This window comes from Pedobacter sp., assembly GCF_046462515.1.
Classification (GTDB): domain Bacteria; phylum Bacteroidota; class Bacteroidia; order Sphingobacteriales; family Sphingobacteriaceae; genus Pedobacter.
The window spans coordinates 383,124-395,464 of sequence record NZ_JBKGVD010000002.1; the positions used below are offsets into that span (position 1 = coordinate 383,124).

Annotated in this window: 10 protein-coding genes; 5 read left to right on the plus strand and 5 right to left on the minus strand. The window is 36.2% G+C overall.

Annotated features, from left to right (window positions below; genetic code table 11):
• Positions 1–279 precede the first annotated feature (279 nt).
• Both ACLHG9_RS02640 and ACLHG9_RS02645 read left to right on the plus strand, forming a co-directional pair.
• Positions 280–1,278 carry a fumarylacetoacetate hydrolase family protein gene (locus ACLHG9_RS02640; protein WP_410219966.1) on the plus strand — a complete coding sequence of 333 codons (999 nt, stop codon included), beginning with the start codon at positions 280–282 and terminating at the stop codon, positions 1,276–1,278.
• A 1-nt stretch (position 1,279) separates the two neighbouring features.
• Positions 1,280–2,167, plus strand: coding sequence for a flavin reductase family protein (locus ACLHG9_RS02645; RefSeq protein WP_410219967.1), 888 nt, complete (start codon positions 1,280–1,282; stop codon positions 2,165–2,167).
• 75 nt (positions 2,168–2,242) lie between these two features.
• Here ACLHG9_RS02645 and ACLHG9_RS02650 read toward each other — a convergent pair whose 3' ends face one another.
• Together ACLHG9_RS02650 and ACLHG9_RS02655 are read right to left on the minus strand one after the other, a co-directional pair.
• Positions 2,243–2,809, minus strand: coding sequence for a C40 family peptidase (locus ACLHG9_RS02650; protein ID WP_410219968.1), 567 nt, complete (start codon positions 2,807–2,809; stop codon positions 2,243–2,245).
• A 79-nt stretch (positions 2,810–2,888) separates the two neighbouring features.
• Positions 2,889–3,590, minus strand: a complete 702-nt coding sequence (locus ACLHG9_RS02655; protein WP_410219969.1) for an SDR family oxidoreductase — start codon at positions 3,588–3,590, stop codon at positions 2,889–2,891.
• A 163-nt stretch (positions 3,591–3,753) separates the two neighbouring features.
• Between ACLHG9_RS02655 and ACLHG9_RS02660 the strand changes: the two genes are divergently transcribed.
• On the plus strand, positions 3,754–4,308 hold the full coding sequence (locus ACLHG9_RS02660) for a PhnA domain-containing protein (RefSeq protein ID WP_410219970.1): 555 nt from the start codon (positions 3,754–3,756) through the stop codon (positions 4,306–4,308).
• Positions 4,309–4,440: 132 nt separating this feature from the next.
• On the opposite strand, the gene ACLHG9_RS02665 is transcribed toward ACLHG9_RS02660, so the two are convergent.
• Together ACLHG9_RS02665 and ACLHG9_RS02670 are read right to left on the minus strand one after the other, a co-directional pair.
• A complete protein-coding gene (locus ACLHG9_RS02665; RefSeq protein ID WP_410219971.1) occupies positions 4,441–6,225 on the minus strand; it encodes an aromatic amino acid hydroxylase in 1,785 nt (594 codons plus the stop codon).
• Between the two features lie 346 nt (positions 6,226–6,571).
• Positions 6,572–7,042, minus strand: coding sequence for a GNAT family N-acetyltransferase (locus ACLHG9_RS02670; RefSeq protein WP_410219972.1), 471 nt, complete (start codon positions 7,040–7,042; stop codon positions 6,572–6,574).
• A 104-nt stretch (positions 7,043–7,146) separates the two neighbouring features.
• Here ACLHG9_RS02670 and ACLHG9_RS02675 point away from each other — a divergent pair, with 104 nt between their 5' ends.
• Together ACLHG9_RS02675 and ACLHG9_RS02680 are read left to right on the plus strand one after the other, a co-directional pair.
• Positions 7,147–9,783 (plus strand): valine--tRNA ligase, encoded by a 2,637-nt coding sequence (locus ACLHG9_RS02675; RefSeq protein WP_410219973.1) that lies wholly within the window; start codon positions 7,147–7,149, stop codon positions 9,781–9,783.
• 121 nt (positions 9,784–9,904) lie between these two features.
• Positions 9,905–10,453 carry a hypothetical protein gene (locus tag ACLHG9_RS02680; protein ID WP_410219974.1) on the plus strand — a complete coding sequence of 183 codons (549 nt, stop codon included), beginning with the start codon at positions 9,905–9,907 and terminating at the stop codon, positions 10,451–10,453.
• A 4-nt stretch (positions 10,454–10,457) separates the two neighbouring features.
• Here ACLHG9_RS02680 and ACLHG9_RS02685 read toward each other — a convergent pair whose 3' ends face one another.
• Complete coding sequence (locus ACLHG9_RS02685; protein ID WP_410219975.1) at positions 10,458–11,834, minus strand: exonuclease domain-containing protein; 1,377 nt, start codon at positions 11,832–11,834, stop codon at positions 10,458–10,460.
• Positions 11,835–12,341 lie beyond the last annotated feature (507 nt).

Sequence of the window (12,341 nt, forward strand, 5' to 3'; positions counted from 1 at the left end):
ATATAAAACAAACGCGAAAGCGCTTAATGCAGACGTATAAAGAAAACGACTAAAAAGAATACTGAGCAAATATAATCTTAGAAAGCATAGCGTATTTGAAAGCAGCAAGTACAGAAGCTGCATCATGGTTACGGTATGTTAGAACTAAACTCATATCTGGTGTTTTACAAATTTAACTCTTTTTATCGGTACAATCCAAATATAATATTTTGAACATCATTTTACAGGGCTTAATTAATTTTTCATAGCTTTGAAACGGAAAAAATCAAATATTAGATTATGAAACTGGTATCTTATAAAACCGATGATAAAGAGCTTTTAGGAATTTATGCAAACGGACATATCTATAATTTAAACTCATGCAATAAGCTTATCCCAAATGATATGAACGCTTTTTTGCAAGGTGGCGAACCGTTAATGGAAATAGCCAAGCAGGTAAATGAAGATATTCTTTCGGGAAAAATCAGTCCTAAAGAAGAGATATTTTATGAGATATTAGCACCTGTACCACATCCAACTTCATGCAGAGATGGTTACGCTTTTCGTCAGCATGTGGCAGCAGCCCGCCGTAACCGTAAGGTTGATATGATTGCGGAGTTTGATCAGTACCCTATTTTCTATTTTACCAATCACAATGCTATACAAGGGCCGGGAGAAATTCTGTGTATGCCTGATCATTTCCAGAAACTGGATTTTGAATTGGAAGTAGCGGTAGTGATCGGTAAAAAAGGTAGAAACATCAAAGCAGCCGAAGCAGATGAGTATATTGCCGGATATATGATCATGAACGATATGAGTGCACGTACCTTGCAAATGGAAGAAATGCTGCTTAATCTAGGACCGGCCAAAGGTAAAGATTTCAGTACCGTAATTGGGCCATGGCTGGTTACACCTGATGAATTAGAGGCATATAAAGTACCAGCTAAAGAAGGGCATGTAGGTAATAACTATAACTTGAAAATGACTTGTCGTGTTAACGGTGTAGAGGTTTCTGCAGGCAATATGGCCGATATGGACTGGACATTCGCAGAGATTATTGAGCGCTGCGCTTATGGTGTGGATATTTTACCAGGAGATGTAATAGGTTCTGGTACAGTAGGAACAGGCTGCTTTTTAGAATTGAATGGTACAGGTTTATTAAATAATCCTGATTATCAAGTACAATGGTTGCAACCGGGCGATAATGTGGAAATGGAAATTACCGGTTTAGGTTGTTTAACCAACATAATTACCAAAGAAGAAACAGATTTCTCTATCCTGGCGCTTAAAAAGAAATAAAATGCTAAGTCTTGATTGTAAAGATCTGAGTCCTGTACAATTGCAGAATTATTTGCAATATGCCATTGCACCGAGGCCTATTTGTTTTGCCAGTACCATAGATACAGTAGGTAATGTTAACTTGAGCCCTTTCAGTTTTTTTAATTTAATGGGTTCAAATCCACCGGTATGTGTGTTTTCGCCAGCAAGAAGAGTTAGAGATAATACTACCAAACATACGCTCGAAAATGTTTTAGCCGTTAAAGAATGTGTAATTAATATTGTTAATTATGCAATGGTACAACAAACCAGTTTGGCTAGTACTGAATATGCTAAAGGCATAAACGAATTTGAGAAAGCTGGTTTTACCATGCTGAAGTCGGATTTAGTTAAACCACCAAGGGTAGCGGAAGCACCTGTTCAATTAGAATGCGTAATTAATGATGTAATTGCTTTGGGTGAACAGAATGGCGCAGGTAATCTTGTTATTGCCGAAATCAAACGTATTCATATCAAAGAAGAAATATTGGATGCTGATGGAAAAATAGACCAGCAGAAAATAGATTTGGTAGCACGTTTGGGTGGCGACTGGTATTGCCGTGTTACGGCAGAAAGCCTGTTTAAAGTGGCTAAACCTTTGGCTACTTTAGGTATAGGCATAGACAAGTTACCGCATAACGTACGTAATTCAAAAGTGCTTAGCGGAAATGATCTGGGTATGCTAGGCAATGTAGAACATTTACCGACCGCAGAAGAAATAGAAGCCATTCGTTACCAAGTTAATGTTAAAGATATTTTAGATGCAACCATTGGCGATGAAAGTAACAGGGAAAGAGAGCTGCACGAGTTGGCTAAATTATTCTTAAAAGAAGGTAATGTGGTTGATGCATTGAAAGTAGTTTTACTATAAACCTCAATTGTGATAAAAATTAAAGCCCGGTAATTTGTTTAAAATTACCGGGCTTTTTATGGTCTTTTTTAGCGATTATTCTACCACTGTTACGGCTTTCATTAAACGGGTTTTGTAATAACCTTCTAAATCGGTAATAGTTACACCTTTGGCCTTGCCTGATGAAGAGTGTATAAATTTAATATTACCATCCTGATCAATAGAATAAATAATCCCTACATGGCCAGGCCTTCTGATTTTTGCATTGCTGCCTGTAAATACCAGTACATCGCCAACTTTGGCATCTGCTAATTTTATGGTCTTACCTTTCGCGGCATAATCAACCGATGAACGTGCACCACTAAAGCCAAACTGCTTTAACACATAAGTAACAAAACCCGAACAATCGAAACCTTTTTCAGGGTTGCTTGATGCATACCTGTAACGGGTACCTAACAGAGATTTTGCAAAATCCATCATCTGACTTACTTTAGAAGATGCAGCATCAGGTATTTTACTTAAAATACCGGTTACGATTTCGCGATATTGTTGTGGTAAAGAAACTTCTTTCTCTTTTTCTAATTTTTCTGTCTTTTGCTGCTGTGCAAAACTGCTTAAGCTTACAGTCATTAAAAAGAAGATAATTACAAGGGTGTTCTTCATGTTCGCAAATTAAATAAACAAAACAAAAAAAGCTTAAATTGTTGAAAACTATTGCTTTAGTTTGGATTTTTACATGTTTTTAAGGGGTAGTAACTGCTACGGGCAATATTTTACCGTTGAAAAATTTATGACCTGTTTTAGCGAAATCAGCAATGTATTTTCCCATCTCAAAAGCCATTACCGGACTTTCGTACCCTGGAAAAGCAGCTTCTAACATTTCGGTTTGCGCAGAACCTAAAGCCAGACAATTGATTTTTATACCTGTATCTACCAGTTCTTGCGCCAGGCATTCTGTTAGAGTATGTAATGCGCCTTTGCTGGCCGAATAGGCAGATAGACCTGCAAATTTAACACTGCCCTGAAAACCGCCCATGCTGCCAATATTTACAATGTGGCTTCCTTTTTCCATAAAAGGTACTGTGTATTTGATCATTTTAAAATGGCTCATTACATTGGTTTCGAGCATATCGGCCAGATCATTTTCAGTAGTTTCTAAAAATGGTTTATTTACTAAAGCTCCGGCATTGTTAATCAGGATATCAATCTTACCTAATTTTTCTTTGATGAAAGGAATTAAGGCATTGTAATCGTCTCTTACAGTATCAAAAGCAACGGGTAATAATTTACAGTCAGGGGTAATACTTGTAGCTATTTCATGCAGTTTTCTTAATTTATCAGCCGAACGGGCAATACACAAAACAGTGTTTTTGGGGTCTAAAGTAAATTCAAGTGCAGCTTCAAAGCCAATGCCGCTACTGGCTCCCGTAATAATAATATTCATGTTAAATAACTTAGAGGAAAAGAACAGAGCGAATTTATCCGCTGGTTCTTAATATCAGTATGGCTACAAAGATAAGATAAATCTGCCACTCCCATATTTGAGGTGGCTGTTTTGAAAGCATAGCTGTAAAACTTACCTTTGCGCAAAATCAAATTCAGAGAACATGGTAAGCAAATTACAAGAGCGCAGCGGAGGTTTATGTGAGTTATGTAGTAAAAATGAAGCGACAATTGCTTATACGATAAGCCCGAAAAAGGACGACAGTATAGACAATCAGGTGGCGATATGTAATGAATGTATGGCTAATATGGAAGGAAATGATAAAGGCTACTACTGGCGTTGTTTAGAAGGTAGTATCTGGAGTCCTGAGCCAAGTGTACAGGCTTTAAGCTATCGTTTGCTACATACTTATAAAAGCGAAGACTGGGCTGAAAATGTATTGAGCATGGTAGATTTAGATGAAGACACTGTGCAGTGGGCATTGAATGGTTTAGAAACTGCAGAAGTACATAAAGATGCATTTGGTAATGTACTGGAAAGCGGAGATACCGTAGTTTTAACCCAGGCTTTGGATGTAAAAGGAACCAATTTCAGTGCGCCTAAAGGAACCGTAGTTAAACGTATAAGACTAGTACAGGATAATATTGAACAGATTGAAGGTAAAATAAACGACCAGATGATTGTGATTTTAACCAAGTATGTGAAAAAGAATAACTAAACATTTATAAAAGAAAAGGGGCGAATTTTAGATTTCGCCCCTTTTTATTTAATAGCTGTAATTTTTTATAAAAAATTGCTGACAGCCTATAGCGAATGATTTCACTTTCTCTATTGAGGTATAGTTATTTCATTAATCTTCAACTGTAATTAATTGCGTAACCGGATTTTTGATGACATGGAAACCATCATTGATTAATTTGGCCAATTCTTTTTCGGTTGCCGCTTTCATTTCCAGGTAAATCTTCACTTCTTTTTCTAATGATGGATCAAATTTCCTGTCGTGTAGAATTTCTAATACCTGCATAGCGCATAGCCAGTCGTGCCTGTATGCGGTTTTTAGCTCATTAAAAATATTGACCAGATTTTCATTACCTTTTCCGCTTTCACGAATATCTCTTACCTGCTGATACAATAAATGTAAGCGTTTAGTAGCCTCATCATAAGTAATTTTATGGGTAAACTGATTGCTGATGTGTGTAATCTCCTCGTAAGCATCTTTATCGGCAGCACCATTAAATACAGATATGATTTTTTCGCCAACGGCCATATCATAAACACCCCATTCAGGTTGGAACAGGATATTGCCATTTTCTTCTTTCACTTCGCAGTTTTCAAAAGTGAGGAGAATCAATTTATTTTCTTTGAAAAGCATTGCGCTTAATGCGCCTTTAACTCTGATTCCACTTTCAAAAACAAGCTCACAAACCTGATCTTTAACAATACCTAATTCTGCTAATTCATTTATGTTATGATCTTCAAGTGCTTTTTGCACATTTTTCAGTTTACCCACAGGTGAAGAAAAACCATCAAGGTGATAAGTCTTTCCATGTCCAGAAAGTTCTTTATTACCAAAAGCAAGCGCAGAAGGCCCTGTTGTTTTAATGAAGGTTAATTCGTTTTTCTCATCTAAGCCTAAATCAGTAAATATACCCGTAACCTGTAAGCCCGAGCTGTAAACAGCCGTACCGGGGTTTTTACATTCAATGGCTTTTAAAATACTTTCGCTACCTCCACGTCTGAAGGCCATTGTATCGGCAAACTGTTCCAGTACATCGATCAAGTTCTGAAACGTAGGGGTTACAAACAATTGTGGTTGTTCTTTGGTGATATCGTAAGCATAATTTACGGTATTTATATCATACCAGATCTTTTTAACTTTAGGATCCATGCAACTTGCGCTTTCTCCGATAGAAGAAAGTAACCCGGCTCCGTAAATTTTAGGATCTTCTAAAGTGCCGATCAGCCCGTATTCTACTGTCCACCAGTGTAAACGGCTTAATAAAGCCATTTCAGAAGGCTCTCCCATATTTTCGGAAATGAACTTCAGTTCTTTTTCTGTTTTGGCAATTTCGGCTTCATCGGCATCAGGTGCTTCCTTTAAGATAGATAACTTCCTGATTGTTTCGTAAAGTTCAAAATCCTTGCTGGAAAACATAGCTTTAGCACCGATGGAACCAAAATAACTTAGATAGTTATTGTAATCGGTATCGGCAATAATAGGTGCGTGCCCTGCGCTTTCATGTATAATATCCGGAGCAGGCGTGTATTCGATATGATTGATCTGGCGAATATCTGCAGCAATTACCAGTACCCTGTAAGCCTGATATTCCATAAATGCTGCGGGAGGGATGAAACCATCGACCGTAACTGCGCCCCAGCCAATTTTACCTAAATTATCATTCATGGTTTGCAAGTCAGGGATATATTCAATACTTAACCCTGCCCGTTGCAAGCCTTTGATGTAAGGATAATAAGCCACATGCTTTAAATAACTGTAGTTTTGACGCATTACATAACGCCAAACAGCTTGGTCAATTGGCGTGTATTTTTCATAATTCTGATCTACAATAAACTGCCTTAAATGTTTAGGCAATTTAGCTACTTGCTGATTATTAAAATCATTAAAATCGCTCATCTCTGCATGTTCTTTTAAAGAGTCTAAATTAGATGGTTTTACCTACGAATCAAAGAAAACAAGCGTGTTTTGATTTTTTTAACGTTTTGTTTACAGGTTAATAGACCAAAAGACTGTTTAAGCGGATACCATTTAGACTATGGATTCTTAGCTTCAGAATCCAATTTACAAAATGCTTGTTAATGCTAACCTATATCTGTCAGTTTGATAATATTTATCATTTACAGAAAACTCAAAAACGGATTTTCCTTAAAGTTGAAGCTGATCTCCTTTTTTCATTTCGCCAGGTCAATTTTCAGTGTTACGTGGTAATCAACTTTATTTCATTCTTTATATTTCTGCTTTGCTAGTGTTGTCTTATCCATCTTATTTTTACTGCTGAAAGTGTTACAAGTTCGAGCCTTGTTGCTGAAATAATCTCAAATCCGTTTTTCAGATAAAATGCGATAGGTGACCTGTAGAGATTACCATTTGATTTTTTGTCGTTGTGATGATCTATTACCCATCCATTTAATTCGTTTTCTTCCTGTTTTAGACGACTCAACATTTCACTGCCGATTCTTTTTCCCTGAAGTTGCTCAGAAATAATGATCGCAAACCATTTCTCATCTGATCTCTTAAAAGTGAATCCCCAGCCTTGTATGTTGCCTGTATCATCTTTTAAGAGATAGTGGTTTTGATCGCTTAAATGATTTAGATATTCTTGAAAAGCTTCCATATGCTCATAAGCAAGTTTCTCGGGATACTCATTGTTCCATAAGTTTAAAACCTGTTTTTTCTCTGTGTTGCTTAAATTGCTTTGGCTAACTATTCTCATAAGCTAATTGGTTACAACTGTAAAGGTAAACTTTTCTCGGTTCCATACCCTTTAAAATATGTGCCTAAAAACGTACTTTTGCAAAGATTTGAATACCTTATTACATGAGTATAGCTACAAAATACAATCCTAAAGAAACCGAAGAAAAGTGGTATAGCTACTGGTTAGAGCATAAATTTTTTCATTCAGAACCCGATGAACGTGAACCTTACACTATTGTAATACCTCCGCCAAATGTTACGGGCGTATTGCACATGGGGCATATGCTTAACAATACCATACAGGATGTATTGATTAGAAAAGCTCGTATGCAAGGTAAAAATGCCTGTTGGGTACCTGGAACTGACCATGCTTCTATTGCAACAGAAGCTAAAGTGGTTGCTATGCTTAAAGAGCAGGGTATTAATAAAGCCGATTTAAGCCGCGAGAAATTTTTAGAACATGCCTGGGAATGGAAAGAAAAATACGGAGGCATTATCCTTGAGCAGTTAAAAAAACTAGGTGCCAGCTGTGATTGGGACCGTACTCGTTTTACCATGGAAGATGATCTTTCTGAAGCGGTTATAGATTGTTTTATCCATTTATATAAAAAAGGTTGGATTTACCGAGGTTACCGTATGGTAAACTGGGATCCACTTGGAAAAACTTCTATCTCTGATGAAGAGGTAATTCGTAAAGAAGTTAACCAAAAACTATACTATATTAAATATTTTGTAACAGGCAGTACCGATAAATATGTAACCATTGCCACTACAAGGCCTGAAACCATCATGGCTGATGCAGCTGTTTTTGTGAACCCCGCCGATGAGCGTTTCAAAGATCTGTTGGGTAAAAAAGTAACCATTCCTTTAATTGGTCGTGAAATTGAAATCATGGCCGATGAGTATGTGGATATGGAATTTGGTACAGGTTGTTTAAAAGTTACTCCAGCTCATGATATTAATGATTATGAACTGGGTATTAAGTATAATCTTACCCCGTTTTTAGATATTTTAGATGATGACGGTAAATTGAATGAGAAAGCCGAAATTTTAATTGGCGAAGACCGTTTTATTGCCCGTAAAAAAATTGCCAAGATGCTGGAAGAAGCTGGTAATCTTGAAAAAGTAGAAGACTATAAATCGCAGGTAGGCTTTTCTGAACGTACTGATGCGGTTATAGAACCTAAAGTTTCGTTGCAATGGTTCGTTAAGATGAAAGAGCTGGCTCAACCAGCTTTGGATTCGGTGGTAAACGGAGAAGTAAAATTGATTCCCGATAAGTTTATCAATACTTATCGTCATTGGATGGAAAATGTAAGAGACTGGAATATTTCACGCCAGTTATGGTGGGGACAGCGTATTCCGGCCTGGTATAATCCTAAAGATGAGTGGGTAGTTGCAAAGACTAGAGAAGAAGCTTATGAAGAATTTAAAAGACAGGCCAATGGTACTGAATTAAGTTTTTCAGCTAACGACATACGTCAGGACGATGATGTAATGGATACCTGGTTCTCCTCATGGTTATGGCCTATCTCGGTATTTGATGGATTTAAAAACCCAGATAATCCGGACATCAATTATTATTATCCTACCAATGATTTGGTTACTGCTCCTGAAATTCTGTTTTTTTGGGTGGCGCGTATGATTATGGCCGGGCACGAGTTTATGGGTAAAAAGCCATTTACCAATGTATATCTAACAGGTATTGTAAGGGATAAGATAGGACGTAAGATGTCTAAATCATTAGGTAACTCACCAGATCCTATTGGTTTAATTGAGCAGTACGGTGCTGATGGAGTTAGGGTAGGGATGTTAATGTCATCGCCTGCAGGTAACGATTTGATGTTTGATGAAGCCTATTGTGAACAAGGAAGAAACTTTGCCAATAAAGTTTGGAATGCTTTCCGTTTAGTTAAAGGCTGGGAAGTTGATCGCAATTTAGAAAACCCGAATGTACAAACTATAGCCTGGTTTGAAAGTCGCTTTAATGAAGCCTTAACTGAAATTGAACATAACTTTAAACAATATCGTTTATCAGAAGCCTTAACAGCCAGCTATAAACTGGTATGGGATGATTTCTGTTCGTGGTATCTTGAAATGGTAAAACCTGCATACCAACAACCGGTTGATGCAGAAACAAGAAAAGCCACTATTCAATTCTTTGAACAGATTTTACGTTTATTACATCCGTTCATGCCTTTTATTACAGAAGAATTGTATCACGATGAATTGTTTGGTGCACGTAACGAAAAAGAATGCTGTATTGTGGCACAGTACCCGGTTATTGGTTCTGTTCATGAAGAATTACTCAAAGAAGCCGAATTGATAAAAACATTGGTTTCTGAAATCAGGAATGTAAGAAATATACGTCAGATTTCACCCAAAGAAGCACTCGGCTTAAATATAAATGTACAATCTGGCACAGATTACAGTAAATGGCTAAATGTAATCAGTAAACTGGCTAATATTAATGAAATTATTTTTGTTACTGAAAAAGTAGCAGGAGCAGCTAACTTTTTGGTGGGTAAAGACGAGTTCTTTATTCCTTTAGCACAGAACATAGATATTGAAGCAGAAAAAGAACGTTTAACTAAAGAACTTGAATACTTAGAAGGTTTCTTAAAATCTGTAGATGCTAAATTAAATAACGAAAGATTTGTACAGAATGCAAAAGCAGACATTGTGGAAAATGAACGCAACAAGAAAGCAGATGCAGAATCGAAAATTGCTACGATAAAAGAAAGCTTAGCAGCTTTATAATAATTAATTTGAAATATGAAAAAGCCATAGGGATTAAATCCAGATGGCTTTTTTTATGCTGCTAAGAATAAATTCTAAAATAAATCTTATTTTAGTCCGTACAACCTTTATTACAATAATTATGAGAGTTTCTTTTGGATTAATTTTATTAATGTTTTTATTTTCTTGCAGTGGAGATCAAAAGCAAACTGAAGAGTTAAAATCAAATGTTGTAATAGAAAAAAAATTGAGCGAATTTATTAACCAGCATAAAAACTGGGTAGAGAATAATGAAGCTAACCCCGAAACTACCGATAAATTTCAACGGGAAGTGATCCATTGGAGTAACGAACCTGATTTTTTACAGAACATGCCTTTGCAGGTAGAGACGTTAAAAGATACGGTAGAAAGCGGACAGCCCGTTAAAATAGCTGTTTTTACAGGGTACAGCGATACAACAAGACCATTAAACAGCTTACTTAATTACATACAAATCACAATAAATGGCATTATTTCAGATAATCAGGCTAAACAACTAGAAAAAGGGCAACATTATACTATACAGGCCAGTTTACAACGTCAAGGAAAAAGAGCTGATGTAAAGTATATTCAGGTAGCCGATTTTAGAGGATACGATTTGGGAAAATACACTTTTGTAATTAATTCTATTAAACCCCTAAAAACGAAATAAACAATTAAATTGTAATGTCCTTTACTTTATAAGGGAATTTTAACGCATAGTTTTTTACCAGATTACACATATAATAATTACTGTGGCATAGATCTTCATTTTTAACCAGGTCTTCTGTGCTGTTAAAAGAATTATCTTTTTCCGTGAAACCTAAAGCATATACGCTGTTATTCCTATAATATATATAACTGTATTCTTCCGGGTTTCTTCCGCTATCTACAAGTACAAAACTTTCAGTGTCGTTTTTAATAAATTCTACTGCTTGGGTTACTTTTTCATTGTAACCATCGAAATCAATTTCTGTTAAGACTTTTTTCTGATCCTCCCGTGCCGGACTTTCAGCATAAAAACTACATAGCGAAAAACTCAGGTCAAACTCATGGATAAGTTTAAGTAAATAGGCTGTGCTTTCATATACGTTCTGAAAATACCTTAGTGCCGTTAAACCCTTTTTCATTTTTATAATACAAAGCCTCAATAGACCTCTGTTGTCTATATAATCAATAAGGCCAAACTTGGGTTCATACTTTTTTAACGCATTATTGTAAGTAGGCCAGTGCTGTTTAATATAATGACACTCTTTAAGTAGAGCCATTAATTCGGTGCCTGTTTCTTCAAAATCAATATGAAATATCTCATCAATAAACTTTTGCCGCCGGGCAGAGAGATTTTCTCCAATAAAATGACTGTTAACCCGTTTTCTGATATTGGTTGCTTTGCCTACATAAATAAGTTTACCTGCTTTATCTCTGAAAAAATAAACACCAGGTCTGTCTGGCAGCTTAAGGTCTTCGCTGTTAACATGAGATGGAAAGCGTTGCTCTTTTACCTTAAGTTTGCCAGAAGATAAGAGTGCGTCAAAACCGCTTTTCTTTATAATTTGTTCAAATAAAGTTACAGTTGCTCTGGCATCGCCAGCAGCACGGTGACGGCTTGTAATATTAATGCCTAAATGATCGCACAATTTACCTAAACTATAAGAAGCAAATCCGGGTAGATATTTCCGGGCTAATCTCACAGTACATAACTTAGGTGCTTTAAAATCAAAACCAGCAGTTTTGAGTTGATGAGAAACAAAGTTGTAGTCGAAATTTACATTATGGGCTACAAATACCTTATCTTTTAATTTCTCATATATAATATAAGCTACATCTTCAAAAACAGGTGCGTTCTGTACCATGTCATTATGGATGCCCGTTAACGTTTCTATATAATAAGGAATAGGTTGCTGAGGATTAATTAAGGTTTGGTACTCATCTATGATCTTGTTGCCATCATATATATAAATAGCAATTTCAGTAATACCGTTTGCAGAAGCATAGCTTCCGGTGGTCTCAATATCTACAATGGCAAATAAAGGAGGCTGTTGCTGAGGTTTCATTATACGCAAATATAATGCTAATTTATTTAGTAAAATGACTTTTGTAAATATCTGAGCTCAAAAAATGGAGTAAAAGTGATTAAGATGATATAGTTTTAACTCTTTAATACCGTTATTTGATATTTTTATCAACCATTTCTAAGATTAAAATGAAAAAAATACTTTAAAATATTGCTCGTAAATTGGGTTTTTAGACCTTAAGTTAAGACTGTGTTAACTGAATATAAATAAATTTCAAAATTTTTCTCCCTGATAGTTATGTAGTTATGTTTTTGTCTTTGGAAAAGGTTTGTTCAAAGTTTGCAAACCGGGAAAAGATTTCTACTTTTGCACTCCGCTTACGGAGGTAAGGGACGATGGTTGAAAAGCTTGTAGGGATACTTTGAGGGAGTTTTTGTGGGGATTTTGGCGGGATGGGTCCAGGGGAAAAAAACTTCAAAATATTTTCAGAAATATTTTGCGGAAGCCGAAAAGATTTCTACCTTTGCACTCCGCTTACGGAGGTAA

Bases quoted from the DNA above. Each gene is read 5' to 3' on its own strand.
- ACLHG9_RS02650 (WP_410219968.1), bottom strand. From the start codon at position 2,809: ATGAAGAACACCCTTGTAATTATCTTCTTTTTAATGACTGTAAGCTTA.
- ACLHG9_RS02655 (WP_410219969.1), bottom strand. From the start codon at position 3,590: ATGAATATTATTATTACGGGAGCCAGTAGCGGCATTGGCTTTGAAGCT.
- ACLHG9_RS02640 (WP_410219966.1), top strand. From the start codon at position 280: ATGAAACTGGTATCTTATAAAACCGATGATAAAGAGCTTTTAGGAATT.
- ACLHG9_RS02680 (WP_410219974.1), top strand. From the start codon at position 9,905: ATGAGAGTTTCTTTTGGATTAATTTTATTAATGTTTTTATTTTCTTGC.
- ACLHG9_RS02645 (WP_410219967.1), top strand. From the start codon at position 1,280: ATGCTAAGTCTTGATTGTAAAGATCTGAGTCCTGTACAATTGCAGAAT.
- ACLHG9_RS02675 (WP_410219973.1), top strand. From the start codon at position 7,147: ATGAGTATAGCTACAAAATACAATCCTAAAGAAACCGAAGAAAAGTGG.
- ACLHG9_RS02685 (WP_410219975.1), bottom strand. From the start codon at position 11,834: ATGAAACCTCAGCAACAGCCTCCTTTATTTGCCATTGTAGATATTGAG.
- ACLHG9_RS02660 (WP_410219970.1), top strand. From the start codon at position 3,754: ATGGTAAGCAAATTACAAGAGCGCAGCGGAGGTTTATGTGAGTTATGT.
- ACLHG9_RS02665 (WP_410219971.1), bottom strand. From the start codon at position 6,225: ATGAGCGATTTTAATGATTTTAATAATCAGCAAGTAGCTAAATTGCCT.
- ACLHG9_RS02670 (WP_410219972.1), bottom strand. From the start codon at position 7,042: ATGAGAATAGTTAGCCAAAGCAATTTAAGCAACACAGAGAAAAAACAG.